Raw genomic sequence first — 25,706 nt, forward strand, 5'->3', positions numbered from 1 at the left:
ATATTGAGGTGTAAATGCATCTTCCCCCTCAAATCACATCATGCTGTCTGCCGTTCATTCCATGCATCATGCGCTAACAGATTACCGTCCTTATACAGATGCGTAATTTTCTCGTAATTCAACGCAACATCTTCCATATGACCCGTACCTGGACAGCCTCGCGTATCATGCATGATAGGGCTGACAGAGATCACTTTCACACCCTCCAGGGTAATCCGGTAGTACTCCACCTCCTGGCCCGCATCGTTGATGTGGTAGAACCTGAATTCAGCCGATTTGAGCGTCTGGCCGGTTGCCGCTGCTTTGAAGAGATACGGAGAAGCACTATCGAGCTCTTTAGTGAACTGAAAGGGTGAGTGTTGGCGAGTTCCCGTTACCTTTCCCGTTGATGAATCGGTTGGAATACTTAAATTATGATGTAATCCTCTTAGTTCTATACTGCCCTCCCGGTCCCTGACATCGGAAGAACCTCTAATTACCGCACCGCCGTCATCGGTTAAAAATAAGTGAACAGGTACAGCTATTTTATGCTCCTTGCGTGAGATTAGTCATATAACCATTTGCCAGCTTTTGCTGATTCAATCAGCATTCCAATTGTGAAATCTGGGACGGGTATTGGGGGAAATTTTTTAAAAGGATTCCAGGAGAAAGATTCATCTGGGTAGTATGTTTTAATATTGAAATTACCTTTATCCACCTGAAAATCTCTAAAAAACTCATCCATAAGATCTTCTACCTCTCCAACATCAAGATGCATATCAGTATCAAGGTCCGTGTCTGCATTTAACAGTTGCTGTTTTTTTTCATTATTAAAAAGCCATACACCATTATAGCGTCTGACTAATGCATAAATGCGCTGTTCAATGTCATTCACCATAATTTATCATTACCTCTCGCGATCCGATTATAGTCCCGTACGGAACAATATGTGATTTGTACGACATCACTTGCTAAGATCACATAGCCGACAAGAGGAATGGTTCGACCGACAAAAGTGCCTATTTTCGCTACCATTCTGCGCTCTGCCGTCCAGGGCGTATACCCACCTACCCATGTAGGTAATTTTATACCTAAAGGAAACTTAGCCGTTTTAAAAAATCGTCTCATTGCTTTAGAAGCTCTTGACGTACCTTCTTTCGCTCCCTTTGGTTTTTGTCTGGTTTTCTGATTATTAAATCCAGTATAGAAAGCGACTATCGCGCCAACATCTTCAATACCAAAATGATCAGCGGTAGTCTCACAAAAAATCATAAAAAAAGTTCACTTGCCGTTAGATTGGATCTCCCTGCATAAAAATAAGTTCCATTTAGTTCTTCAACTGTATCCATTGCAAGTCCATTTTTTATTTAATATCAAACAATCATAAAACGGTTCTCAAATGCATTCTGAGAGCTACCCCATAATTTATAAAACACGTTGCGAACGGTTATCAAGAGAAAAAGCATAAGTTAAATAGCAATATACAAAATCAAACATTCACCATGTATATATATTCTAAAAAGTCCAAAACACGCTTATTATGTTTTATATTCATGTGGACTTTATTCTAATTACTGATTAAATTTACAGGTGTATTTAACGCGATGCGGACATGCGCCAACACGTCCGCACCGCTAATCACAATTGCTATCACTATTTAGAGAGAATAGTAACTATGACTAACGTCGATTGTATTGCAGATTCAATTGAACCAGAAGTGTTCCCCGCCGATAACCGCACATTCACCGTGAGTTATGCGAGCCGTTTTCACGATCACGCCCGTATGCCAGCCTTTATCATGAAGGGCTACTGGCTGGACGAAGCCGGATTCAGCACCGGCACCAAAGTGGACGTGAAGGTGATGAAAGGCTGCATGGTCCTGACCGCACGAGAGCCAGAACCGGAAGAGACGGAGATGGAGAAGCTGGTGCGCGAGGTGAGTAAGCTTTCAGCGCGTAAGCAGAAGCAGGTGGCGGAGTTTGTCGGGGTGATATCGGCGAAGGGATCGAAAGGCTGAAAAATCAATTAAGTGGGAAGGCGCCGATGGGCGCCTTTTTTGTTGGTTGTGAGATGTGGGTGGTTGATTGGGAGGGGTTTTGCGAGCATCATCGCAATTATTTAGCTTATTTCATAACGCGATGACTTCCAGTAAAACCCTCGAACAGGCAATTGCCGACATTAATATCTGGCGCAAAGGTGGTGAACGTGCGCCGCATAAACCGCTATTGCTCTTATATGTGCTGGCAAACTATCAGCGCGGCCACGCTCGAATGTTCGACTATGGTTCGGAAGTGCGCGAACAGCTCCACAGTCTTCTGGAACGTTTTGGACCACAACGCGCGCAGTACCGCCCCGACATGCCGTTCTGGCGTCTCAAAGGCGATGGCTTTTGGGAGCTGCAAAATGATGAACATTGCTCGACAACCGGCAGCAAACAGCCACCCGCCGGGGAACTGGTCAAGTACAACGTCGCTGGCGGTTTCGATGAAGAGCACTATTCACGCCTGACGAAAAACAAAAATCTTATCGGCTCTCTGGCGCAGCAGATCCTTGAAGCCCACTTCCCCGAAAGCATCCAGGAAGAAATTGCCGACGAGATGGGCTTTGATATCCAGCAGATTCGCAAGGTTCGCGATCCCCTCTTCCGCCAGCAGGTGCTCCGCGCCTACAACTACGAATGCGCGATCTGCGGATTCAATATGCGCCATGACAATGCCTCCGTCGGCCTCGAAGCCGCACATATCAAATGGAAACAACATGGCGGACCGTGTGAAATCCCGAACGGATTAGCGCTGTGCGCGATTCACCATAAGGCATTTGATAAGGGATCGATTGGGCTGGATGAGAATATGCAGGTACTGGTGTCTGAGGCGGTGAATGGAAGCGGGATTGTGGGACGGTTGTTCTGGGATTTTGCCGGGAAGCAGATTGCGCTGCCGATGGTGAAGGGGAATTACCCGCGGGAAGGGTTTGTGGAGTGGCATCGGAAGGAGGTGTTTAGGGGGTGAGGGCGAAGGCCGGACTCGCCAAACAAAGATAACCAACTGAAAATAAACAATAATTAAAACAACAAATCAGCCTTATATACTCACATGTATACTCAATGCGTTTGGTATGTAAAGATTCGCTCAAAGTCGTTAGTGATAGTACAAGCAATCACACTCTCATTGATACTTCCTATCTCACTGCCCAGTGAATTTTTTTCGCTCATCAGTGTCGGCCCACAGCCTTATGTGAGCCACGGGTGATATCACTCACCACCTTGTAGCTACCACGCCTTAACAGACCGGTGGCTTTGCGGGCGCGGAGAATGTCGATGCTGGTGATAAACGGTGACTGCTCCATGATGGTGTAACCACAGCGGTCAGTGCGTACCAGCTCGTATTTTTCGACAAGGAAGTTCACCGCATCGCTGAGTGATATTCCTGCATCAATGTGTTCGCGGATGGTTGTCTCGTTATTGAATGGCGTGTCGTTGAGTGTCAGACCGTAATGCTGGTCCAGAAGATAAGTCAGCAGTAGCTGCCATATCTCAACGGGTGACGGGCAGGACTTAGCCGCCCTTATCGGGTGTGATACTAAGGTTTGCATGATGGTTTCTCTTTGATGTCTGACTGGTGATGTGTTGCGGTGTATCTGATTCAGGTGAACAGAAAAGTGAGCGGTGGCCTCAGTCAATCAGGTGCATGATGCCATTACACTCTGCATGATTCAGGCCGTAGTCCCGTAAGCTATAATAATGTTCAATCATCGCATCACATTCAGTTCGCATGGAATGGTGACTGTATGCCATTAGGCAGGCCACTATTCCAGCCGCTTCACTGCTGAGTTCGGCACCGTTACCGTTCATGCTGTTAAACAATGTCCACGTACCATCACTGTCGTCATACGCTTCCGGCACCATAAAGGCACCGCCGTTGCTGAGCGTGTGGTAACGCCATATTCCCCCGTAGTAATCATCACACAGGCGGTCCATCCAGCCAAAGATGCGCGGTTCCAGAGTTATCCATTGTGGGATAGTGCCGAAGTGTTGCGGCCAGAAGTCGAGGCGCTCTTCATCAGGAACGGCTATAGCATGAAGTGAATTGTCTCCGGTGAGCTCTTCATGGTCGTGGATATGATGAGTATTCTGTACTGAGGCGGTGTCGTTATGCATGGTGATAGTCCTTTCGGTTATTTCAGATGCAGCCAGGCTACTGATTGGTTGTCTGTCAGGGCTCACAAACTGCAGGATATGAGAGATTTCTCGTGGTCGGGAGATGGATTAAAAAAAGGTGGGAGGCGTAAAGTCAGATTATCCGGCCTCAAGAACCGGTACTGAATCTTGCCTCAAGCTCCCCGGCGCACTCCCGAAGTCCGACCGGGGTATTTTTTGCCTGTCATTGAAACTGGCTGAACAGGCCAAGCATGTTCTCCGCCATTACCCACAGGGCGCGATTGAGTTTCACGTCTCCATCAATACCAGTGACCGCCCGGCTACGGGTGAGCCTGCCGGTGGCTGTTCTCGCCTGAAGGCCACCCTTTATCAGGTTTTCCTGCACCCGCTGATATACCGTCCACAGGTCATCGTCACAGTCTTCCCGCCGACGCGGGGTCAGCAACTGCGAGACCGTAACCGGCTGATGTTCCTCACCGAAGCGATACTCCAGTGCCGCATTCGCCAGGGCATGACGGGCCAATGGTGGCAGAACCAGAGACTGCATCGCATCACGCTTTTCTTCCACCCGGTCAAACACACCCAGCACTTCGTAAGCCCCTTCAATCACTTTCTCCACCACATTGCCTTTATGTGGCACTCGCACTTCACCAAACGACTGACCGCAGACCAGACCGTTGGTACAGACACCACGGAACAGCCCCGGTAGCATCTGATAGCTGGAGGACCCGTCATGGCTATTAAGCAGGATGATTTCCGGTACCTGATGACCGTTCAGTTGCCCGACACGCCGCAGGCGTAGCATATGTTTAGTGTGTTCTCGCTTGCTCTGGTCACGCACACGAGTCTGACAGGCGAAGAACGGTTCGAAGCCTTCGCGTTGCAGGCTTTCGAGAATACTGATGGTCGGGATATAGGTATAACGCTCTGAACGTGATTCATGCTTGTCACTCCCGAACACGCTGGGCACATGGGCCATTAACTCACTGTGTGTGAGTGGGCGGTCACGACGTATCTGATTAATTCGCCCGAATCGACTGGCTAAACGAGTCATAGTTAATTCCTTTATAAATGGGCATAAAAGCCACTTCCGTGAAGTGGCTATGGAGGGTATTCAGGGAGTAGCGTGTGGCTGCTCTTGCTGTGGCGACAGTTCACTGTCAGGTAATGTCGTCGGGATTAGCTCGTCGATCTGCTGATGTTGTAATCGACGCAGAATGAAAGGTTTACCGTACTGGAAGCATCGAATGCACCATTCGTACTTCACAACTCGCCTTATGACGGGAGGCAGGTGTTCATACGCTTTGCCGCATACTGAAAAAACAAAGGCATCATCATTAATCCTGCCCTCTGCTATTGAAGCCAGTCCTTTGATAACGCAACACTTCAGCTTTTGTCGAGAATCAGCTTTCAGGCAAGAGTGGCGAGTTTTTTTATGAGTCTTATCAGACTAAAGGTCATCAGGCTGGCTCCCATTGTCTGGCATACGACCGAGTTACTTTTTAGTAGAGTGAGCCCCGCGACGCTGAAAACAACGGGCCAGGTCAGATCCAGAAGTGCTGTATCTGGCGCTGTATCGTCCGGGAGTTTGTGGCTTTTCATAGGTCTGTCCATAAAACGTCCGGTACCGCAGGAAGCGCATACCGGACCAGGTGAGTAATCAGGGGAGATCGACGGAGGCTATTTCCTCAGAAGCGTTTGTGGGGCCACTGTAAACACCGACGTATTCATTTAGAGGAAAGATAATTACTGCATTTTTCTTCGGGTCGAAAGAGCAACCATTTAATCCTGCAATTGCGGCAGTTTTCCCGGAGCTTGTGTTTTTGACAATCAGTTTGTCGTCAGCACAACTGCTGGCTTTGACGTAATTCACCACATAACCATCCTGCTCTGCGACGATTTCTCCAGTCGCTGCTTTTGGCTGAGAGTTACTTTCTTTCTGCCCACTTACGCGTTTACTGCTGTAAGGAATATATTGCGCAGCATCGTTCCGCATGGTTGGTGGATCATTATTCAGGCCAAGATATACAGGACAACCAGAGGCACCCACCTCACAGCTCTTTTCGACGATCGCGCGTGACGGCCAGCCTTTTGTGCCGATGTAGGCAGCACCAGTTTCATCAAGGCAGTAAGTTTCCTCCCAGGTGTAATTTTTATTCTGACCCGGCATGGTTTGGGTTGTGATGAGGCAAGTCAGAGCCTTAACCGGTTTACCGTCGTAGCGGATAAAGTTCTGTTCAAGCGGGGATGCTGCATAAAGCAAAGGAGATATGTTCGCAGCAGCAGCCTTGCTTTGTGCCTCAGCACTAAAACCAACTTTGTTGTTGAGTTTTACGCTGACCGCTGCATCGTTCATTTCGCGAAGCATTTCACCGCCGTTATCTGTCAGAAAGAACGTGTATCGCTCTGGGTGAATATTACCGGGAATGGTGATGGCAAAACTGAAGGCCGGGATTGAAAGGGTACAAATCAAAATCAGGCGTGAAATGAATGTCGCCATATAAAGATATCCTTACTGATGATTAACAATGTGGGAGCATGAGCTACCGGGTTGGGTGATTAATGGCTGATGCAGTCTTCCCAGTTAAGGTCCTCCAGTGCATCTTTGAGCCCTGCGGTACTGAATGGGTGAGATAAGGGTTTCTTCATTCGGGTGATTTCAATCTGCCCATGGCTGTCTGTGTTTTTGAGCACCATGAAAGCGGCCTTACCTAGTGGGTAATGAATTGCGTTGATGTTAATCCCCATGGCATCTTGTCCTTCATCTGGTATATCCAATGATTTCCTATCAGACCCGCTGTAGCTCAACATCAGATGACTGTCCCGGCAGGTGAACGTCACGCGTTCTCCGGCGCTATTGTCGGCATTCAGTTCAAATTCCATCGCATTAACAGTGCCAAACCAGTTGCCCCATTGCTGCTCCTGGCCCATGGCATGCACCGTCGCGGTGAACAGTGTCGTGATGAAAAAGAGTGCGGAGGTTATCTTCAACATAGAGATCCCTTACTGTGTGTTTTATATGCTAAAAATGGCTTTCTGCTGTACAAAAGGCCGCCTGATCGTATGCATTTGGGAGGGAATGGGATAATCGTTAATACAGATCGGTTTTTCGTAATTGATCGTTATTACCTATAATAAAAACGATCAATTATAATTTATTGATAGATGAAAGCTATGAATTGATTTAGTATCGATCGGTATTGATGATCAATGAGATATTCATCCAGACAAAGATATGCCGGAGTTCTCAGTCGGGTGATATAGGTTTGAAATAATCTGGAGTGAATGATGTTGACTATTATTGGCCACTTTCATCGTGGCCTTTGTTATTTATAAATAGAAAACTCTAAAAAGGAATACCATACCAGTTATTTACCGAGTCATCTTTAACTTCTTTGTTTTCTTCAGCATCAATTTCAGGAGTAGGTGTAATTTCATTTAGCTTTTCATTGGATGTTTGTAAGAGTAATTTATCATGATGCTTTTCAGCTTCTGAAGGTATTTTTGCGAAGACTTTCTCTGCATTAGTTACATTACTGAATTCCCGCCCTTCTGGTCCTGACGTTGATTTTTCGCGAACCGTGACTTTCTTCTTTGTCTTCCTGTAGACCGATGATTCCCACGATTTCTTAAATCTGGATAAAAACTTATTATCGTAACAATACATGTAAATGTAAATACAACGTAGTGCAAGATGCTTCTCGGTTGTCGTTGATGGCCTGAAAAGGCTGACGAAATGAGGGTTGTGAACGTACCCCTGTAAAGCAGTATTGTACGCCTCATTAAAAATATACTCCGAAGGTATATTTGCCTGATGAGGTTGGGTTCCTTTAGCTATCTTAGCTTGCGCTCTTTTTATTGAACCAATGATAACGTTAACTTTGTCCTTAGAAATATAGTCCCACGCCCATTGTATTTTTACTTTCTCTGTTTTCTTTAGAGGGAGGCTATTTACTAAAGGAAAGTGCCTGTCCCACTCGTATCTTATCTTCGACATTATCAATAGTTTTGATGAAAGATCCATCGATGACCTGTCAAAAAAATCTTCTATGCACTCAAGGCGTTCACTATGGTTTACAGGATACTGAATTTTAATCAGCCGGTGATAATACGTCCGGGTATAAACAGTGCACGATTCATTTATATCAAAACTACCAAGTGCTTTATTTTTATTACTGAGAAGCCTTATATACACCCAGGTAAAGTAACAGGCATCATTGCAGCGTTTAAACCAGCTGAATTCTTTTAAAGGCAACATTGCATCTTTGGCTTTTTTAAAATTAGATACATATGCACGAAGTATATCTGGGTCTTTATAAAACAGACGAAACGCGTCGTTTATTGCCTCTGCTGCTAATCTATAATCTTCTCCATAAATCAGATCTGCACTGTATTTCTTGCTGCTATCTTTCAAACGATAATTGTAAATAGCGACATCATCCCCGTTTAGCCACAGAAATAACCTGATGTCACGCGAGCTTTTAATGTCGATCCATAACTTATCACTCAAAAGAAATTACCTCTTTTTATTATGTAAACTGCAATGCATGTATAGTAATTCATAGAATAATTCATAGCAATAATCATAGTGTAAATCGTAGGGTAGAAGTCTAATGCAACCCCTGTAATTAGGCACTTTTTTAGTGAAAAACCACCTCTGAGAACACCATGAATTGACTGTGTGAAAGTGTATCTGCGCCAGATTTTTGATGTGTGGTTGATAGTTATCCCCGCCTCGGCCGGTAATCCTTTTCTTAAGAAATAACGTCAGGGAAAAGTAAATCTGTACATATGAGACCTATGACATGAAAGGATGCCATCCGGTGTCCTCCTGATGCATTTTGGAGACATGTCATGAGCACAATTAATATTCACGAAGATAAATTTGTCAGCATGCAGTTTATTACTGAACTAACCGGCTTGTCCGATAAGTGGTTTTATAAAATGGCGCAGGACGGTAAGTTCCCAAAACCGGTGAAATTTGGCCGCAGTTCCCGCTGGATTGAACGTGAGATAAAAGAATGGTTAGAAGCCCGTGTTAATGAGTCAAGAGCATAAAAGACTCCAGAGATAGTGATGAAAAGGTCACTAACTTCACACCATGATTTTATGCTCTCGTGCCTTATGGCACATGGCCTTAATGTGATTTGCAAAGTCGGTTTATTTATTATTGTATTTAATGCATTACCAATCATTAATTAACACATTCAATCATCAATCAATATCATTCCATACAACACGATATATCACACTCATTAATAGCGTCATACACTTGGACGTTGTTATCACACAGACACTATTTCTGACATTACTATTCATACTGAATATCAGATATAGACACTCATCCAATAACCACACTGATAGATTGCCAGTCAGCCATTACTGACTGGCTTCAGGATGTACATTATGCACTTACCCGAATCATTCCTGTTATCTCATGCTGAGTATCATATTGAGAATAACACTCCCCACATCATCATCTCTGATGATAATGAATTCAGATTCAAATTAGAACAGCTGGATAGCTGCCTTAAAGCTATCAGCAGAGGACGTAAATTACCCTTCACTATTCTGTTTAACAGGTCTGGCTATAAAGAGAGCGCGGAGTCAGTCATCATTCTTGATGCCATCCGTTATCTCAATATGTTGCCGGAAGACGCAATGAAAGAACGAATAGCTAATCCACGCATTTCGACATTCCAGTGTTTATTTAATAACACTGATTTATATGCCCGTAACCATAACGGGAAAATAGTGGGAGCAGATACCGTTAACACGGCAGAGATGCTGAACAAACTGGTGCAGGACTACCGACATGCAGTCAGTCAGGCGGGGTTTAAACAGACATGCAGAAAGTACCATCGGGTTGCAGTGAAGAACCTGAAGGGAGTGATGAATTACATCAGGCACCTGCAGGAGTGTCATTCCCGACTGCTGGTGTTGCGGGTTGATTTATCATGGGCAAATGAGCATAAAGCTGCCATCACTGCTGATGATGCCCGTAGGCATCGTCAGCAGCTGTTTCGTCACATGCAAAAGAATCCATTGTTCCGTCATGTGCTCGGGACAGTGTGGAAACTGGAATATGGCCCACAACGTAAATTTCATTACCACATGCTGTTTATCTTAAATGGCAACAAAGCACAACAGGATGGCGTGATTGCTCATGCTTTCGGGGAATTCTGGAAAAACACCATCACCAAAGGCAAAGGCACTTACTACAACTGCAATGCGCACAAAGATCGTTATACGAACTGCTGCCTCGGCAAACTGGAGCGTGGGGACAACAGTAAGGATAAGGGATTGCTTAAGGCGCTAAGTTACATCACCAAAATCGATGCCTGCGCACGTCTGGTTCTCCCTGGAAATGTCAGGACCTTTGGGCGCGGAGAAGTAAGTTCATTGAAAAACAGGAAGAGAACAAAAAGCAGCCGGGAAATCTAACCCGCTGTACCAGACGCTAATACTTCCTTCCCCCATCTATCCACGAAGCCAGCTAACCATGCTGGCTTTTATTTTATTTGTTCCGGAGTTCATGATGAATTACTTCGTTTTAGCTACTCACGCCGTCACTGTAGATGGTGAATGGGTTACACCAGACTCTGTTCAACAGGTTGATTTTGATTCATTGCTGTGCATTTACTGCAAACTGCAGATCGGTGTTCAGTTTGACCCTCTGACAGCAACCAAAACGTTTGTGCACCTGCCGCAGCATATGAACAATGTCGCTCGACTTAAAAAATGTCGATTCAACAAGCACCAGATAGTACGGGAGCAAATCTCATCACAAACCATACCGCCTCCAGAAAAGCGCCTTCTACCTGCTAACACGACTATACGGCAATGGATATGTTGCTGGTGTGATACCAGCTGGCATGGTGACAAGGTATGTCCGAAATGTTGCGACTGGATTTATGTGTTAAATGCTCAAGAGACAGATGGTAGGCATACTCCCAACTAGTGAAGATATCACCCGATGGGCCGGTATGGCGGCGATACCAGGTACAAAAGCAATGTTTGATGATGATCAGAAAATCGTCAATTTTTGTACAAATGAATCTTTTTTCATAATACATTTTAACGACGTATCTCTAACTATAATCTCGAGGCCATTATGTCCGGTTCAGGTGGTGGAAGCTTTGGTGGTCAGTTTGGTCAAGACACTTTTGAACTTACATGTGAAAAATTAACGATAACTACTCAGCTTAGCTCGCCAAATCCAGCTGTTGTGCCATTACTAAAAGCTGGAGACATACTGGTCATCCAGCAACGCAACCAAAACGGATTATCTTTAACTGAAGCCATATATGGCGCTAACCAAGTTGCAGGTGGTATTGCCTCCCCTCAAATTCAGCGCATGCGTGAATGCATTGAGCTTGGTACTACATATGTTGCCCGGGTAATCTCAATCAATGGTGGGCAGGTTATGGTTAAGGTTTATGCACAATGAATATAAATACACCAGATAGTGGAGTTCTGACATTAGTTGGAGGCTCTTACCATGAAGTCTGTTTGCACCCTGGCTACCACGATATATTCGGATCTGCCGGTCGAGCCGCATCAGCGCTTGCCCATCTCAAAGTACCAGTAAATTTTCACACTTACGCGGATAACAGCGTTGCTCAAGTACTTCGTGAGAGAGCTTATTTTGAGGGCTTTAATGTCGACATCCAACCTCTAGCTCGTTCTATTTTGTTTCACTACGAGCATGGCCTGTCAGAACCTAAAATTTATAATGTTCCTCCCGTATCGATGCCAGACATTAGATTGCAAGCGACTAACGTTCTACGTTATGGGATGCTGGAAGGGACTGCTGTAGTTGATGCTGAATACGCCGTTTATGACCCTCAAAATGTGTCGAAACCTGAATTGTTCAAGCAAAACGGCTCAACAGCGAAGAATCTGGCACTTATTCTCAATCGCTATGAAGCCACAACGTTGAGCGGTCAACCTAAATTATCTGTTGAAGAGCAAGCTATCCATTTGTTTGAACAAGGCCATGCGCAAGTAATTATAATTAAGCAAGGACCTGCTGGAGCATTGGTATGTGATAATGGAAAAATATCCACGGTTCCAGCTTATGAGACCAGTAATGTATTCAAAATAGGTTCAGGAGATGCGTTCGTTGCTTATTTTGCATACCAGTGGATGATTAATAAAAAATCTGCTCATGATGCAGCTAATGCAGCTTCTCATGCAACAGCGTATTATTGTGAGAACAGTTTATTTCCATCAACTCAAGGGCTCGCTGATTTTAATCCCAAGGCAATTTTACCCACTCCTGAATTTCTACGTGGTGAAACATATTCGGTCTATCTCGCAGGCCCTTTCTTTACTTTGGCACAGATGTGGTTGATTGAACAAGCTCGCCGCAATTTGAGCGATCTAGGGTTTAAAGTCTTTTCTCCTTATCATGACGTTGGGCATGGTAAAGCAGAAGATGTTGTGGAAAGAGACCTTGAGGGGATAAAAAATGCTGATATCATTTTTGCTATTGGTGACGGTTTAGATGCTGGAACAATCTATGAGGTCGGGTACGCTCGAGCATGTAATATACCCGTTGTCTTCTATGCGGAAAATGAAGCTGATGAAGACAAAAAAATGATGTCTGGCTCAGGATGCATCTTGTGCAAGGATTATGTTACTGCAATCTATAAAACACTTTGGGCAGTGGTGCAGAAATGAAGACAGCTCTATTGCTCTCTGGCGGCATGGACTCTATCGCAATTGCATGGTGGAAACGACCAGATATAGCCATTACTTTAGATTATGGTCAACGTGCTGCGGAGGCTGAAATAAAGGCAGCTAGTGCGACCTGTAGCGCCCTGAAAATTGATCATCATGTCATTAAAGTAGATTGTAGCTCTTTAGGGTCTGGGGATATGGCGGGTGCAGAGGCCGATTCTAACGCACCGTCCAGTGATTGGTGGCCTTATCGTAATCAAATGCTGATTTCACTTGCTGCAATGAAAGCTATTACGCTTGGTGTCACGCACCTCTGGATAGGGACAGTGAAGTCTGATAGCTCTCATTTAGATGGTACTCTAGCTTTTGTGTATAAAATCAGTGAGTTGATGTCTTTTCAGGAAGGCAACATGATCGTTGAAGCCCCAGCAATAGAACTTTCCACAACTGAGTTGGTTAGAATTTCTGGTGTCACTCCGGGTGGTCTTGCGTGGGCGCATAGTTGTCACAAAGCTAATATCCCATGCGGTAATTGCCGTGGGTGCAATAAGTATTTTCAGGTTCTGGATGAAGTGGGATATGAACTGGACAGACTTAGGTAACCCTTTTCCGCGCATACAACCTCTCACGTACCGACCTATTGAATGGCCGATAGAGGAGGTTTTTTTTCTACCACCTCCATTGGAAGGTAATTTATTGCCGCCGATGCGTTCAGTGATAGATTCACGTAGAACACGACGTGAGTTTGGATCATTGGATCATTATTTACTTTCTGAATGGCTCTGGTTAGTTGCGAGAGAAATGGTTGCAGGGCATTCTCGCTTAGGCTTCGCACTAACCCAACGGCCAGCACCTTCCGCTGGAGCAATTCACCCTATACATATTGTTCTTTCCTTGCCAGAAATGGATGGGTGGCAACTCTACTTACCGGACAAGCACGCGCTGGCGTTACTTTCACAGCCAAATCAGACAAGGGACGTTGTACGCAATGAATTATTGCAAGTACTTGATATTCAATCTGGCATCGTTATTAGGCTTATTGCGGAACCAGGGATGACCGCAGCTAAATACGAAAATGCGGACAGCCTTGTATGGCGTGACGCAGGTGTTTTAACAGGACAGATGGCACTTGTAGCAGAAGCGTTTGCATGTAATTTTTGTCCACTAGGAATTACAGGCAATGAATGGTGCGCCAGTTTAAAACTGGAGGACTGTTTGGCTGGTGTCGGTTTGGCGGTTCTTGGCTCGCGTTAAACGTGGTTTAAGTTTTGTAAGTGGTTGACCTCTCGAGGATTCAAGCAAAGCAAAAACTGTAGTTGATGATGCCTGCATTTCGTACCAAATGAGAGCATCCAGCTCTGAGGCTTTCACTCCCATTGATTCACTAAACTGGATGAACAGTTGTTCAAGCTTCAGATAATCGCGTTCTACAGTTAGGTCTTGAGGGAAAAAACCAGCCAATAGACCAGCTCGCAGAATGTGAATATCTAATATTGCAATATCATCTGCACCAAGCCAATTTCGTGCTACCCATGATGCTGTCTTATAGCCAATACCCGGAATAGTAGTTAGCCAGTCGCGGAGCAGTCGGCCTGATTCAAGTGGTGGTGTTTCGACATCTAATTTGTTCAAGGCTGCGGCTAGATAACGGGATTTCTGCTTTGCAAAACGGTAACGCACGGATTTACTACCTGTATCAATCGGCTGAGAAAGCCATTCGTAAAGAAGCTCTTCTGAAGGAGATGGTGCTTCAAATGCTCCATATGCTTTTAACAGGTTAAATGCGGCAATGCCTATTGCTGCAGGTATTCCATGTCCACCAAGTAAGCAGGCTCCTACTTCCTCTTTTAAGGTCCGCCCCAGTTTGTAATTAACTGTATTAACTTCCAACCGGCGAGCAAAGACTTGGTAAGCCCAGTATGCAGGGGAGGGAAATGCTTCAATCTTTCCCCACATTACTCCTGGTAGTATGGCTTGATCAGCTGCAGGAAAATCGAGGTTGATTATAGTTGGCCCTATAATTACAGCTCCGCGCTGAGTCATACTGTCTCCAGACCATATTTGGTATTCAGCCATTGAATTAATTCACTACGCTCTGTTTGCTCCATCTGCTCGATCCGGTCATACAAGCGGGCACGACGACGAGCAACGGTTTGTCTTTCCCTGTAGTTGTTACCTAGATAACGTGAATCATGAAGCTTTGCTGGTGGAGCATAGTTCATCCACACGCTTTCTTCTCGAATACCTGAGTGGGTTTTTGCGTTAAATTTGACGCAGCGCCAACTTGTTAACATTTCGTTGTAAAGAGAGTTTTCATATCCAGAAATCATAACGTTACATGTTAGTGATAATATCTTTTCAAGCAGTTGTCGGTGGTTATCATCACTGTATTCATGTCGATAGATTCGGCTGCGTTTCCGGGTGCTGTGAACGTATGGTGGATCAACATAAACTAACTCATTTCCCTTAAATGGAAATGAGCTAAGAAACGACAGTGCATCATCGTTAATGAGTTCACACATGCATGGCTCTGTTTTACGCCACTGTTCAATGACTTTGCTATCTAGATCTACACCAATACTTTTTTTAGCGGGTAGTTTGTTGCGCATAACTGCGCCTCCGCCTAAGTGCGTCTCAATGTACGTTTGGTGCTCGGGCATCAAGTTGATGAGCCGTTGGTAGCACTTGCCTTTTCCGCCTGGATATCTCATGAGGTAATCATCGTCATTTTTGACGATGATGTCAATTTTAATTGTTCTTCAAACGCTGGATTTTGGTAGTCAAAAAGAATGGTAAAAAATGTTTCACAATTCGGAATGATTGTGATTTTTATTTCACGGCATTCAGACTAAAAAATAATTGCAGAACTAATAATATCATGTGCTTATGTTCGTTTTTTTGTGCAGTTAATCATGATTTTTACAATATTCCATTGTTAATATGTATGAAACTTTAGTGAACCACATCTTCATCAGGAACTCTCATGCATTGGAATGACCTCTTAAACAGCAATCGTCGTAAACCCAAAAAAGAAAATAAGGATTCATCCCAAGATACTTCCAAAGGTAGGCAGCAGATAGAACGTGATTTTGACCGTATCCTCTTCGCTGCACCTACTCGTCGGTTAGCAGATAAAACACAAGTTTTTCCTTTGGATAAAAATGATAGTGTTAGAACACGCCTTACTCATTCACATGAAGTGTCTAATTTGTCGAGAGGAATCGGCATGCGACTGGCTTTTGAGCTTCAAGATGAGGTATTCAAGGATGTTTGCAAAGACATCTGCCTAGAGCGCGATGTACCCGCACTGCTAGCGACAATTGGTTTGGTGCATGATATGGGCAATCCACCTTTTGGGCATCAAGGTGAGAAAGCTATGAGTGAATGGTTTACAAAAAACCTGCCTGAAGAGACTAAAGAGTATAAAGAAAAAATTTATGACGATTTTCGCCGTTTTGATGGGAATTCTCAGACCTTTCGTTTGGTGACTAAGCTTCAAATTTTAAATGATAATTATGGGCTAAATCTTACCTATGCCACCCTAGCATCAATGATCAAGTACCCCATATCGTCGGATGCAAATTCCGAGCTATGGAGTAAACACGGTTTCTTCCTTTCAGAGAAAGATGTTGTGCATGATGTCTGGGAAAAAACTGGCTTGTGCGAAGGTGTTCGTCATCCATTTACCTACCTAATGGAAGCTTGTGATGACATCGCCTACTCAGTACTTGATGCTGAAGATATTGTGAAAAAAGGGCTTGCCTCATTTCACGACCTTATGGATTTCATTCAGTGTCATCAGCTTTGTAAAGAGGATGTTGTTGCGAAACGCGTTGTGGATAATTGCAAAGAAGATCATACGACCTACGCGCAACAAGACCTTTCCCCTGCTGAGCTTAATGATATGAGCATGCAAAAGTTTCGTGTCTACGCCATCGCAGAGCTTGTTGATGCGGTTGTTATCGCATTTAAAGATAATATCGACAAATTTTTGAATGACAATTGCCAAATCAAAGACTTGGTGTCAGAAAGCAATGGTAGAAACTTGTGTAAGGTATTGAAGAAATTTGACAGTTCCAGGGGCTACAAGCACAGTAGTGTCCTTAAGCTTGAGCTAAAAGGCTCTAACTATATCAAGGGCCTAATGGATATGCTTTGGCTCGGAATTAAAGGTCGTGCAACAGGTGGCACCCAATGGGATACACCATTTGGTCGTTACGTTTACGGTCGCATTTCGGAAAACTATCGGCGTATTTTTGAACAAATAAACGACTTACCAGCCCATTACAAAGAAGCTCAGTTGCTCGCTGATGCGATTTCGGGCATGACTGACAGTTATCTGATAGCATTACATGATGAACTCGCAAAACTCCACCAGTACGAATGTCGTCAGAGATGAGAATCTCCTTAAGCGCCGGATAAAGTATTACATCAAATCTGGTCGGGGGGGTAGGCAAAGCGAGACGGCGCTAATCAAGGCGCTGTCGCAGCAGGCACATCTGTATGTTTTTGGTGGGCTTATCCGTGATATTGGCCTTTTTACGGCTCACCAGTTTCGTTCTGATATTGACTTGGTTTTTGCTGGTTCCAAGAGACATCTTCATAGAGCTCTTTCTGATTATGGTTTGCAGCAGATAACTGAAAATAAATTTGGTGGCTTCAGGGTTAGAGACTTCAGTGTTGACATTGATATCTGGAGTCTTGAGGAGACTTGGGCTTTTAAAAATCATTTTATCATTCAAAAAGATGTGGAGAGCTTGCTGAATACTACCCTAATGTCATGGGATTCAGTTCTTTACGATATTCAAAATGATAGGATCATTACAAATGACTCATGGCTTACTGATCTACATACTGGTCGCCTCGATTTGGTACTAGAACATACCCCAGATGTAAACAGTGCTTTAATCAGAATATTGCGCACTATCTATGGTAAAGAAGTACTCATGCTAGGTGAGCGTCTATGCCATTTTTTGGCATCATCGCTGAATTTTTATTCAAATCAGACATTAGTTAGTGATGAGCTTGAACGTTTTAGGACAAGTTACATTACTAGCACAAGGCTATCCAAGCTCCGCCAAGATCTTGCCAGTTGGTCAGGCAAAGGTGGTTTAAAAGTTAATTCCCATCTGTACTGTAAGCAGCTGAATTTAGAATTAATTTCATCCAATGAAAAGAAATAGCTCATTAACAAAATTAATTTTATTATCCCTCTAGATGCCTATATCCAGAGGGATATAATGTGGAGTTATACTAACTTTTATCAACACTGTAATGTAACCCGTATACAACAGAACCATCTCCCTACATCCCTCCAGATACTGCGTATGGTTATATGTCTCACGTATTGCGTTCTTATCCACATGCTCAAGCTCCAGCTAAATCTAAGCCGAGTTAACTCCCTGTTCGCGCATAATTGCACCCATCGTTTGCCGAGAACCGTATCACATCAGCCATCCTTTATATCCTAACAATTAAATTACCTGACTCACACTCTCCTTGAGAGCAGCTTATTACGACCATTTAACCCATTGAATATCAGTTGATACAGTCCTGTAATGGGCTTAAGAAGCTCAATTTGACCCGACAATGGAACGGTATGTGATCGTTTCATTTTCACTAATTATGGAGGAATCTCCCGAAGTCATTTTTCAAAATCGATATCCTCTCAGCAAACAAAACACAGTTCCTAAGCTTAATCCTCCAGTGAACATGATGATTTGTGTTGATTTAATCAAGAGGGAGATATTAGTTTTACGGGCTCCCATGTTTCTGATGTAGGATCCATAGATTTATATAAGCGAGCGATAGCCAATGCCCCCTCACGAAACAAGACTGAGCTGTTAATAATCATTTTATCTTTTAATTTAGGCTCTTGAGGTATTTCCCTTGCTATAATCGCGGCCAAGCGAATCGAAGCATGGTGAGCAGTAACAGAAGCAATAAAGGGATACGGAGTTCTCTGATAGCGAATAGCGGGAGTGCACATCACCTTCTGAAGTAATTCAATTGGGAGAGCAGGAAATCCAGCCTTGATCCACTCACGGTGAAGTGCGCCACTAATGTCATGACCGTCACTACCCGACAATCTTACACCTTTCTGTTCCAAAACCTCTTTCATTGCACGTTCGATGAAGTGAAGGCTTTCCCATCGAGAAAGCGCATAATGGGCAGCTCCTGCGAGTAGCCGATCTGCAGCTGATTCTAAATGAATTATAGTAGTGACATCAAAACGGCTAATGTCATAGAACATCGTATAAAATTCGTTATAGTCAGCCTGAAGTTTTTCTAGCTTACTACTGGTAATTCTCATTACAGCTTCTTCAGTCAGACCGACCACCGCCTCCAGTAAAGGAATTTCTTTTATTCTTTCAATAGGCATTCTGACACAATATAAAACCCCATTGATTTGATAGGCAATAGGAGGAAAACAATAGGAAATATGCTGCCTATCTCCATAAAAATTTGCCAACCAATTTGTCACTGATAGCCCAGCATCATCCGGATTAGACCCTAAAACTATTTTGTATCCATCTGCAGAAATAAGGTCTGCTGCAGCAAAAAGTGAATAACTTGGTTCAACAAACTTGGCGGACAAGCGATCTCTCACGTAGCTCATGTAATCGTGAAAATTACCCTCGCCTTGATTAATTTCTTCCTGAGTAATCGAAACCTTTTTCATCTAACCCCTTAGCTTACATATGTCATTAAATTACTTGTTTCAATGATATCTACTTAAAGCCATTAGCCATCTGCATCATGTTGACTAAAATACGACAACATCAGTAATTCTTCCATACACTTACAGAACATTATGAACTCACGCAGTTCTCTCATGGCCTCTCTTAGGGACCGTAAGCCTGGCTAGTTCGAGCTAACAAAGGACATTGCAAACTTTTCACCATAGCAACGGTTGGAAGCAGGTCTGATACTGTCAACATTACAATATGTTAATCATAGGATCAGATCATGCTATCCAAGAAATGAATTGAAACCGCGGAGTTTTTCCTGCCGAACAATGATTTTACCAATAGCCTCCCAAAACGTCGTTTCAGGTCATTACCTGATGCACTATTTTGTGTAAAATCAGAGCTAACCCAATATCGTGGAGTGTTCTGCTATGGCTGGCGTAAACAAAACTCATCTGACTGAAACGGATATCATCACCAAATACATCTTGCCAGCGGTTAAAGACGCAGGCTGGGATGTGATGTCGCAGATTCGCCAGGAAGTGAAACTCCGCGATGGTAAAGTGGTTGTACGCGGCAAGCTGGCTGCACGCCTGACAGTGAAATCAGCGGACATTGTGCTTTACCACAAACCGGGATTACCGCTTGCAGTCATAGAGGCTAAAGCCAATAAGCATGAGGTAGGCAAGGGTATGCAGCAGGGTCTGAATTACGCTCGCCTGCTCGACGTGCCTTTTGTGTTTGCCTCCAACGGCGATGGCTTTGTCTTTCACGATAAAACCAGCAACGCTCTTCAGCTTGAATCTGAAATCAAGCTGGAAGATTTCCCAACTCCTGAGCACCTGTGGAATAGATACTGTATCTGGAAAGGGTTTACCGCCGAACAGATGCCCGTCATAAGCCAGGATTATTACGATGATGGCTTAGGTAAATCCCCGCGTTATTACCAACTTCAGGCGATAAATAAAACCGTTGAAGCCGTTTCTGCCGGGCAAAACCGAGTATTGCTGGTGATGGCAACCGGAACCGGGAAAACCTATACCGCTTTCCAGATAATCTGGCGCTTATGGAAAGCAAAAAGTAAGAAACGCATCCTGTTCCTTGCTGACCGTAATATCCTTGTTGATCAAACCAAAACTAATGACTTCGTGCCCTTTGGCAGCGCAATGGCTAAAGTGGCTGACAGAACGATTGATCCGGCCTATGAAATCCACCTGGCCCTCTACCAAGCCATTACCGGTCCGGAAGAACATCAAAAAGCGTTTAAACAGGTTGCCCCTGATTTCTTCGACCTGATTGTTATCGACGAATGCCATCGCGGCAGCGCGTCAGAAGACAGCGCCTGGCGCGAAATCCTCGAATACTTCAGCAGTGCCACGCAAATTGGTCTGACAGCCACGCCGAAAGAAACCGAAGAAGTCTCCAGCACCAACTACTTTGGCGAACCGGTTTACACTTACTCACTCAAAGAAGGCATCGAAGATGGTTTTCTCGCACCGTACAAAGTGGTGCGGGTGGATATCGATGTTGACTTACAGGGCTGGCGGCCAACCAAAGGACAGGTTGATAAACACGGTGAACTGATTGAAGACCGTATTTATAACCAGAAAGATTTTGATCGCACGATGGTCATTGATGAGCGCACCTGGCTGGTGGCACAAACCATCACTGACTATCTGAAACGCACCAACCCGATGGATAAAACCATCGTTTTCTGTAACGACATCGATCACGCCGATCGTATGCGCCGGGCGCTGGTAAACCTGAACCCGGAGCAGGTGGCAAAGAACGAAAAATACGTGATGAAAATCACTGGCGATGACGATATCGGCAAAGGGCAACTGGATAACTTCATCAACCCGAAGAAAGCCTACCCGGTTATCGCCACCACCTCAGAATTGATGAGTACCGGTGTGGATGCGCAGACCTGCAAACTGGTGGTGCTGGACCAGAACATTCAGTCGATGACCAAATTTAAGCAGATCATCGGGCGCGGGACGCGTATAAACGAAAAATACGGTAAGCTGTGGTTCACCATTCTCGACTTCAAAAAAGCGACCGAGCTATTTGCGGACGAACGCTTCGATGGCGTACCAGAGAAAGTGATCCGCACCACGCCGCAGGATATTACCGATCCTGAATCTGATTTCGACGACCAGCTTGAAGACGAAGCGCCAGAGCATGAATTACCTGATTTGATAAATGGCGTCGCTGAAACACCTGCCATCTATGACCCAACATCAGGTAACGTCAGTGGGGTTTTTGAAGAAGACGACGAAAACAAAATCCGTAAGTTCCACGTCAATGGCGTCAGCGTAAAAGTTCTGGCGAAACGCGTACAATATTACGACGCGGATGGCAAACTGGTGACCGAATCCTTCCAGGACTACACCCGCAAAACGCTGCTCAAAGATAAAGACTACGCATCGCTTGATGACTTCATCCGTAAGTGGCACTCTGCGGACCGCAAACAGCTCATCATTAATGAGCTTGAGCAGCTCGGTGTGCTTTGGGATGTGCTGGCCGAAGAGGTGGGGAAAGATCTCGACCCGTTCGATCTACTGTGCCACGTAGTTTACGGCCAGCCACCGTTGACGCGCAAAGAGCGCGCCGACAATGTGCGCAAACGGAACTACTTCACCAAATACACCGGGCCTGCGCAGAACGTATTGAATACGCTGCTGGATAAGTACGCCGATGAAGGCGTGCAGGAGATCGAGGACATCCAGGTGTTGAAGCTGAAACCGTTCGATTCGCTCGGTCGCCCGCTGGAAATTATCAAAAGCAGCTTTGGTAGCAAACAGGCTTACGAAGATGCGGTGAACGAACTGGAAAGTGAAATCTACCAGTTGCCACCACGCACTGCCTGATTACCCAACCCCTATTCTGCCACCTGGAGCTGACGGCCCCCGGTGGCATCCTTTTTTAAGAATGGAAAGAAAACATGTCGATTAGCTCAGTTATTAAATCCCTGCAGGACATCATGCGCAAAGACGCAGGTGTGGACGGCGATGCTCAGCGTTTGGGGCAGCTTTCATGGCTGTTGTTCCTGAAGATATTTGATACCCAAGAAGAAGAGCTGGAACTGGAGCAGGATGACTACCGCCTGCCGATCCCGGAACGCTACCTGTGGCGCACCTGGGCGGCCGACAGCGAAGGCATCACCGGCGATGCGCTGCTGGAATTCGTCAACGACGATCTGTTTCCAAAACTAAAAAACATGACCGCGCCGATCGACACCAACCCGCGCGGTTTTGTGGTTAAACAGGCGTTCAGTGATGCCTACAACTACATGAAGAACGGTACGCTGCTGCGCCAGGTGATCAACAAGCTCAATGAAATCGACTTCAGCAGCAGCCAGGAACGCCATCTGTTTGGCGATATCTACGAACAGATCCTGCGCGACCTGCAAAGTGCCGGTAATGCGGGTGAGTTCTATACCCCGCGTGCGGTGACACGTTTTATGGTCAACCGCATTGACCCGAAGCTGGGTGAGTCGATTATGGACCCGGCGTGCGGCACCGGCGGCTTCCTCGCTTGCGCCTTCGACCATGTGAAAGACAATTACGTCAAAACGACTGAAGATCATAAAACCCTACAACAGCAGATATATGGCGTAGAGAAGAAGCAACTTCCGCACCTACTGTGTACGACCAATATGCTTTTACACGGCATTGAAGTGCCGGTGCAAATCCGTCACGACAACACGCTGAATAAACCGCTCTCTTCCTGGGATGAGCAGATCGATGTAATTGTTACCAACCCACCGTTTGGCGGCACAGAAGAAGACGGCATTGAGAAAAACTTCCCGGCAGAGATGCAGACCCGTGAAACCGCCGATCTGTTCCTGCAACTGATTATCGAAGTGCTGGCAGACAAAGGCCGCGCGGCGGTGGTGTTACCAGACGGCACGCTGTTTGGTGAAGGCGTAAAAACCAAAATCAAAAAACTGCTCACCGAAGAGTGCAACCTGCACACCATCGTGCGGTTACCGAACGGCGTGTTTAACCCGTACACCGGCATCAAAACCAATATCCTGTTCTTCACCAAAGGTCAGCCAACCAAAGATGTATGGTTCTACGAGCATCCGTACCCGGACGGCGTTAAGAACTACAGTAAAACCAAGCCGATGAAGTTTGAAGAGTTCCAGACGGAAATCGACTGGTGGGGCTGTGAAGCTGATGGTTTTGCCAGCCGCGAAGAGAATAATCAGGCGTGGAAAGTCAGCATCGACGACATCATCGCTCGTAACTTCAACCTTGATATCAAGAACCCGTATCAGGGCGAAACCATCAGCCACGATCCGGATGAGCTGCTTGCGCAGTACCAGACGCAGCAGGCGGAAATCAGCGAGCTGCGTAACCAGTTGCGCGATATCCTCGGTGCTGCGCTGGCGGGTAACAAGGGGGCCAACTGATGACCGTTGAGAAGCTGATCACCGACCATATCGATATCTGGTCCTCTACCCTACAAACCCGCTCCACCGCCGGGCGGGGCAGTAACGGCAAAATCGACCTCTACGGCATCAAGAAACTGCGCGAGCTGATTCTGGAACTGGCGGTGCGCGGTAAACTGGTGCCGCAGGATCCGAACGATGAACCGGCGTCTGAGTTGCTGAAGCGAATCGCTGCCGAGAAAGCAGAACTTGTAAAGCAGGGTAAAATTAAAAAGCAGAAGTCTTTGCCTGAGATCAGCGAGGATGAGAAGCCGTTTGAGTTGCCGGAGGGGTGGGGATGGACACGGTTAAGTGATATCAGTGCGTACATACAACGAGGAAAAGGTCCAAAGTATGCTGAACATGGTTCTGTAAAAGTTGTATCTCAGAAATGTGTGCAATGGAGTGGTTTTAAATTAGAACAATCTCGTTGGATAACGGATGAATCTATTCATTCATACACTGAAGAGCGATTTTTAATAGATGGGGATGTCCTTTGGAACTCAACTGGTGCTGGTGGTACGGCTGGTAGGGTTATTTATCTTCCAGTAGTTAAAGAAAAACTTGTTGTCGATAGTCATATCACGTTAATTCGAACAGTTAGAGATAACGGACAGTTTATTAGTAACTATATATCCACTTATGGGATACAGCAGCGCTTCGATCCAAAACACTCGAATACATTATTATCTGGCACAACAAATCAAGCGGAATTAAATACTTCAGTTGTAACTTCTTTCTTAGTTCCATTCCCTCCGCAAAAGGAACAGGAAAGGATAAACGACAAAGCAGCAGAGCTTATGTCCCTCTGCGACCAACTGGAACAGCAATCGCTAATCAGTCTGGATGCCCATCAGCAACTGGTGGAAACACTGTTGGCAACGCTGACCGATAGCCAGAATGCCGAAGAACTCACCGAAAATTGGGCGCGAATCAGCCAGCATTTTGACACGCTATTTACCACCGAAGCGAGTATCGACACGCTTAAGCAAACTATTCTGCAATTGGCTGTGATGGGTAAGCTGGTACCGCAGGATCCAAACGATGAACCCGCTTCTGAACTGCTTAAACGCATTGAACAGGAAAAAGAGCAACTGGCGAAAGAAGGGAAAATTAAAAAACAAAAGCCGTTGCCGCCAGTGAGCGATGAGGAAAAATCTTTTGAGTTGCCAAAGGGATGGGAATGGGTGCGTTTAGGTGATATCGGTACAATTAGTGGTGGGGGAACACCAAGTAAAAATAATGAAAAGTATTGGTCAGGCGATATTCCATGGGTATCTCCGAAGGATATGAAAATTGATTATATTTCAACAGCTGAGCTAAATATTTCTGAACTGGCAGTTACTAATAGTTCAGTGCGTATTATACCAAATAATAGTATTTTGTTTGTTGTAAGAGGCATGATTCTTGCCCATACATTCCCTGTGGCTATAAATCAAAGGGAAGTGACCATAAATCAAGATATGAAAAGTATTTCAAGTCGCCTGTTTAATATGGATTTTTTATTATATTTAATGAAAGGCATGTCTCATCAAATATTAGGTCTTGTCGATCGTTCATCACATGGTACTTGTAAACTTGTATCTGAAAAATTATTTGGTTTACAAATTCCTTTGCCACCGTTAAGTGAACAGGGCCGAATTAATAGTAGAATCGCAGAATTGATGTTGTTATGCGACACCTTAAAATCCCGCCTGCAATCCGCCCAACAAACCCAGCTCCACCTGGCGGATGCACTTACCGACGCAGCATTAAACTAAGG

At 45.1% G+C, this 25,706-nt stretch carries 26 protein-coding genes and 1 pseudogene; 14 read left to right on the forward strand and 13 right to left on the reverse strand.

Annotated elements, in window-relative coordinates; translation table 11 throughout:
- Positions 1-38 precede the first annotated feature (38 nt).
- The 3 genes and pseudogenes from JBO43_RS07905 to JBO43_RS07915 all read right to left on the reverse strand — a co-directional run bounded on the left by JBO43_RS07905 (position 39) and on the right by JBO43_RS07915 (position 1,328).
- Complete coding sequence (locus tag JBO43_RS07905; RefSeq protein WP_202674129.1) at positions 39-524, reverse strand: Hcp family type VI secretion system effector; 486 nt, start codon at positions 522-524, stop codon at positions 39-41.
- Between the two features lie 20 nt (positions 525-544).
- Positions 545-877, reverse strand: coding sequence for a DUF1493 family protein (locus JBO43_RS07910; RefSeq protein ID WP_095280602.1), 333 nt, complete (start codon positions 875-877; stop codon positions 545-547).
- Positions 871-1,328: pseudogene (locus JBO43_RS07915) on the reverse strand (STM2901 family protein). Before JBO43_RS07915 ends, JBO43_RS07910 begins: the two are co-directional and overlap by 7 nt.
- Before the next feature lie 326 nt (positions 1,329-1,654).
- Here JBO43_RS07915 and symE point away from each other — a divergent pair.
- Positions 1,655-1,996: an endoribonuclease SymE gene (gene symE, locus JBO43_RS07920; protein ID WP_202674063.1), complete on the forward strand. Its 342-nt coding sequence runs from the start codon at positions 1,655-1,657 to the stop codon at positions 1,994-1,996.
- Positions 1,997-2,117: 121 nt separating this feature from the next.
- Positions 2,118-2,987 carry a phosphorothioated DNA-binding restriction endonuclease gene (locus JBO43_RS07925; protein WP_202674064.1) on the forward strand — a complete coding sequence of 290 codons (870 nt, stop codon included), beginning with the start codon at positions 2,118-2,120 and terminating at the stop codon, positions 2,985-2,987.
- A gap of 202 nt (positions 2,988-3,189) precedes the next feature.
- On the opposite strand, the gene JBO43_RS07930 is transcribed toward JBO43_RS07925, so the two are convergent.
- The 7 genes from JBO43_RS07930 to JBO43_RS07960 all read right to left on the reverse strand — a co-directional run bounded on the left by JBO43_RS07930 (position 3,190) and on the right by JBO43_RS07960 (position 8,645).
- A complete protein-coding gene (locus JBO43_RS07930) occupies positions 3,190-3,570 on the reverse strand; it encodes a TA system toxin CbtA family protein (protein ID WP_202674065.1) in 381 nt (126 codons plus the stop codon).
- A 79-nt stretch (positions 3,571-3,649) separates the two neighbouring features.
- Complete coding sequence (locus tag JBO43_RS07935; protein ID WP_202674066.1) at positions 3,650-4,135, reverse strand: antirestriction protein; 486 nt, start codon at positions 4,133-4,135, stop codon at positions 3,650-3,652.
- Positions 4,136-4,358: 223 nt separating this feature from the next.
- Positions 4,359-5,189: a DUF932 domain-containing protein gene (locus JBO43_RS07940; RefSeq protein ID WP_202674067.1), complete on the reverse strand. Its 831-nt coding sequence runs from the start codon at positions 5,187-5,189 to the stop codon at positions 4,359-4,361.
- 60 nt (positions 5,190-5,249) lie between these two features.
- Positions 5,250-5,402 carry a hypothetical protein gene (locus JBO43_RS07945; protein ID WP_202674068.1) on the reverse strand — a complete coding sequence of 51 codons (153 nt, stop codon included), beginning with the start codon at positions 5,400-5,402 and terminating at the stop codon, positions 5,250-5,252.
- Between the two features lie 393 nt (positions 5,403-5,795).
- Positions 5,796-6,635 (reverse strand): hypothetical protein, encoded by an 840-nt coding sequence (locus tag JBO43_RS07950; RefSeq protein WP_202674069.1) that lies wholly within the window; start codon positions 6,633-6,635, stop codon positions 5,796-5,798.
- 59 nt (positions 6,636-6,694) lie between these two features.
- Entirely contained in the window at positions 6,695-7,129 is a 435-nt protein-coding gene (locus tag JBO43_RS07955) for a hypothetical protein (RefSeq protein ID WP_202674070.1), read from the reverse strand.
- A 352-nt stretch (positions 7,130-7,481) separates the two neighbouring features.
- A complete protein-coding gene (locus JBO43_RS07960) occupies positions 7,482-8,645 on the reverse strand; it encodes a hypothetical protein (RefSeq protein WP_202674071.1) in 1,164 nt (387 codons plus the stop codon).
- A gap of 344 nt (positions 8,646-8,989) precedes the next feature.
- Between JBO43_RS07960 and JBO43_RS07965 the strand changes: the two genes are divergently transcribed.
- The 7 genes from JBO43_RS07965 (at position 8,990) to JBO43_RS07995 (ending at position 14,074) form a co-directional block, all read left to right on the forward strand.
- Complete coding sequence (locus JBO43_RS07965) at positions 8,990-9,193, forward strand: helix-turn-helix transcriptional regulator (protein ID WP_023315141.1); 204 nt, start codon at positions 8,990-8,992, stop codon at positions 9,191-9,193.
- A gap of 348 nt (positions 9,194-9,541) precedes the next feature.
- Complete coding sequence (locus tag JBO43_RS07970; RefSeq protein ID WP_202674072.1) at positions 9,542-10,579, forward strand: YagK/YfjJ domain-containing protein; 1,038 nt, start codon at positions 9,542-9,544, stop codon at positions 10,577-10,579.
- A gap of 271 nt (positions 10,580-10,850) precedes the next feature.
- Entirely contained in the window at positions 10,851-11,096 is a 246-nt protein-coding gene (locus JBO43_RS23275; protein WP_456237256.1) for a zinc ribbon domain-containing protein, read from the forward strand.
- Between the two features lie 153 nt (positions 11,097-11,249).
- The gene (locus JBO43_RS07980; protein ID WP_071844415.1) at positions 11,250-11,585 is read left to right on the forward strand and encodes a hypothetical protein; all 336 of its coding nucleotides are present in this window, start codon (positions 11,250-11,252) and stop codon (positions 11,583-11,585) included.
- Positions 11,582-12,820: a PfkB family carbohydrate kinase gene (locus JBO43_RS07985; protein ID WP_202674074.1), complete on the forward strand. Its 1,239-nt coding sequence runs from the start codon at positions 11,582-11,584 to the stop codon at positions 12,818-12,820. Before JBO43_RS07980 ends, JBO43_RS07985 begins: the two co-directional genes overlap by 4 nt.
- Positions 12,817-13,422, forward strand: a complete 606-nt coding sequence (locus JBO43_RS07990) for a 7-cyano-7-deazaguanine synthase (protein ID WP_134935653.1) — start codon at positions 12,817-12,819, stop codon at positions 13,420-13,422. Before JBO43_RS07985 ends, JBO43_RS07990 begins: the two co-directional genes overlap by 4 nt.
- Positions 13,400-14,074 carry a nitroreductase family protein gene (locus JBO43_RS07995; RefSeq protein WP_202674075.1) on the forward strand — a complete coding sequence of 225 codons (675 nt, stop codon included), beginning with the start codon at positions 13,400-13,402 and terminating at the stop codon, positions 14,072-14,074. Before JBO43_RS07990 ends, JBO43_RS07995 begins: the two co-directional genes overlap by 23 nt.
- Here JBO43_RS07995 and JBO43_RS08000 read toward each other — a convergent pair.
- Complete coding sequence (locus tag JBO43_RS08000) at positions 14,018-14,863, reverse strand: 8-oxoguanine DNA glycosylase (RefSeq protein ID WP_202674076.1); 846 nt, start codon at positions 14,861-14,863, stop codon at positions 14,018-14,020. The genes JBO43_RS07995 and JBO43_RS08000 overlap by 57 nt on opposite strands.
- Entirely contained in the window at positions 14,860-15,429 is a 570-nt protein-coding gene (locus JBO43_RS08005; protein ID WP_077257130.1) for a DNA adenine methylase, read from the reverse strand. The genes JBO43_RS08000 and JBO43_RS08005 overlap by 4 nt, the downstream gene beginning before the upstream one ends.
- Positions 15,430-15,803: 374 nt before the next feature.
- On the opposite strand from JBO43_RS08005, the gene JBO43_RS08010 reads away from it, so the two are divergent.
- Together JBO43_RS08010 and JBO43_RS08015 are read left to right on the forward strand one after the other, a co-directional pair.
- Positions 15,804-17,219, forward strand: a complete 1,416-nt coding sequence (locus JBO43_RS08010) for a deoxyguanosinetriphosphate triphosphohydrolase family protein (protein ID WP_202674077.1) — start codon at positions 15,804-15,806, stop codon at positions 17,217-17,219.
- Positions 17,173-18,003 (forward strand): hypothetical protein, encoded by an 831-nt coding sequence (locus tag JBO43_RS08015; protein WP_202674078.1) that lies wholly within the window; start codon positions 17,173-17,175, stop codon positions 18,001-18,003. Before JBO43_RS08010 ends, JBO43_RS08015 begins: the two co-directional genes overlap by 47 nt.
- Before the next feature lie 551 nt (positions 18,004-18,554).
- On the opposite strand, the gene JBO43_RS08020 is transcribed toward JBO43_RS08015, so the two are convergent.
- Positions 18,555-19,502, reverse strand: coding sequence for a hypothetical protein (locus tag JBO43_RS08020; protein ID WP_202674079.1), 948 nt, complete (start codon positions 19,500-19,502; stop codon positions 18,555-18,557).
- Between the two features lie 438 nt (positions 19,503-19,940).
- Here JBO43_RS08020 and hsdR point away from each other — a divergent pair, with 438 nt between their 5' ends.
- From hsdR to JBO43_RS08035, 3 genes are all read left to right on the forward strand, one after another.
- Positions 19,941-22,379: an EcoAI/FtnUII family type I restriction enzme subunit R gene (hsdR, locus tag JBO43_RS08025; RefSeq protein WP_202674080.1), complete on the forward strand. Its 2,439-nt coding sequence runs from the start codon at positions 19,941-19,943 to the stop codon at positions 22,377-22,379.
- A gap of 74 nt (positions 22,380-22,453) precedes the next feature.
- On the forward strand, positions 22,454-23,926 hold the full coding sequence (locus JBO43_RS08030; protein ID WP_202674081.1) for an N-6 DNA methylase: 1,473 nt from the start codon (positions 22,454-22,456) through the stop codon (positions 23,924-23,926).
- On the forward strand, positions 23,926-25,704 hold the full coding sequence (locus tag JBO43_RS08035; RefSeq protein WP_202674082.1) for a restriction endonuclease subunit S: 1,779 nt from the start codon (positions 23,926-23,928) through the stop codon (positions 25,702-25,704). The genes JBO43_RS08030 and JBO43_RS08035 overlap by 1 nt, the downstream gene beginning before the upstream one ends.
- Positions 25,705-25,706 lie beyond the last annotated feature (2 nt).

The organism is Lelliottia jeotgali (assembly GCF_016771845.1).
GTDB classification, from domain to species: Bacteria; Pseudomonadota; Gammaproteobacteria; order Enterobacterales; family Enterobacteriaceae; genus Enterobacter; species Enterobacter jeotgali.

Excerpts from the sequence above, each read along its gene's own strand:
- JBO43_RS07995 (WP_202674075.1), top strand. The coding sequence starts at position 13,400 with ATGAACTGGACAGACTTAGGTAACCCTTTTCCGCGCATACAACCTCTC.
- JBO43_RS08000 (WP_202674076.1), bottom strand. The coding sequence starts at position 14,863 with ATGACTCAGCGCGGAGCTGTAATTATAGGGCCAACTATAATCAACCTC.
- JBO43_RS07955 (WP_202674070.1), bottom strand. The coding sequence starts at position 7,129 with ATGTTGAAGATAACCTCCGCACTCTTTTTCATCACGACACTGTTCACC.
- JBO43_RS08030 (WP_202674081.1), top strand. The coding sequence starts at position 22,454 with ATGTCGATTAGCTCAGTTATTAAATCCCTGCAGGACATCATGCGCAAA.
- JBO43_RS07990 (WP_134935653.1), top strand. The coding sequence starts at position 12,817 with ATGAAGACAGCTCTATTGCTCTCTGGCGGCATGGACTCTATCGCAATT.
- JBO43_RS07940 (WP_202674067.1), bottom strand. The coding sequence starts at position 5,189 with ATGACTCGTTTAGCCAGTCGATTCGGGCGAATTAATCAGATACGTCGT.
- JBO43_RS07970 (WP_202674072.1), top strand. The coding sequence starts at position 9,542 with ATGCACTTACCCGAATCATTCCTGTTATCTCATGCTGAGTATCATATT.
- symE (WP_202674063.1), top strand. The coding sequence starts at position 1,655 with ATGACTAACGTCGATTGTATTGCAGATTCAATTGAACCAGAAGTGTTC.
- JBO43_RS07910 (WP_095280602.1), bottom strand. The coding sequence starts at position 877 with ATGGTGAATGACATTGAACAGCGCATTTATGCATTAGTCAGACGCTAT.
- JBO43_RS23275 (WP_456237256.1), top strand. The coding sequence starts at position 10,851 with ATGAACAATGTCGCTCGACTTAAAAAATGTCGATTCAACAAGCACCAG.
- JBO43_RS07930 (WP_202674065.1), bottom strand. The coding sequence starts at position 3,570 with ATGCAAACCTTAGTATCACACCCGATAAGGGCGGCTAAGTCCTGCCCG.
- JBO43_RS08010 (WP_202674077.1), top strand. The coding sequence starts at position 15,804 with ATGCATTGGAATGACCTCTTAAACAGCAATCGTCGTAAACCCAAAAAA.
- JBO43_RS07935 (WP_202674066.1), bottom strand. The coding sequence starts at position 4,135 with ATGCATAACGACACCGCCTCAGTACAGAATACTCATCATATCCACGAC.
- JBO43_RS07980 (WP_071844415.1), top strand. The coding sequence starts at position 11,250 with ATGTCCGGTTCAGGTGGTGGAAGCTTTGGTGGTCAGTTTGGTCAAGAC.
- JBO43_RS07985 (WP_202674074.1), top strand. The coding sequence starts at position 11,582 with ATGAATATAAATACACCAGATAGTGGAGTTCTGACATTAGTTGGAGGC.
- JBO43_RS07965 (WP_023315141.1), top strand. The coding sequence starts at position 8,990 with ATGAGCACAATTAATATTCACGAAGATAAATTTGTCAGCATGCAGTTT.
- JBO43_RS07925 (WP_202674064.1), top strand. The coding sequence starts at position 2,118 with ATGACTTCCAGTAAAACCCTCGAACAGGCAATTGCCGACATTAATATC.
- JBO43_RS08035 (WP_202674082.1), top strand. The coding sequence starts at position 23,926 with ATGACCGTTGAGAAGCTGATCACCGACCATATCGATATCTGGTCCTCT.
- JBO43_RS08015 (WP_202674078.1), top strand. The coding sequence starts at position 17,173 with ATGATGAACTCGCAAAACTCCACCAGTACGAATGTCGTCAGAGATGAG.
- hsdR (WP_202674080.1), top strand. The coding sequence starts at position 19,941 with ATGGCTGGCGTAAACAAAACTCATCTGACTGAAACGGATATCATCACC.
- JBO43_RS08005 (WP_077257130.1), bottom strand. The coding sequence starts at position 15,429 with ATGCGCAACAAACTACCCGCTAAAAAAAGTATTGGTGTAGATCTAGAT.
- JBO43_RS07950 (WP_202674069.1), bottom strand. The coding sequence starts at position 6,635 with ATGGCGACATTCATTTCACGCCTGATTTTGATTTGTACCCTTTCAATC.
- JBO43_RS08020 (WP_202674079.1), bottom strand. The coding sequence starts at position 19,502 with ATGAAAAAGGTTTCGATTACTCAGGAAGAAATTAATCAAGGCGAGGGT.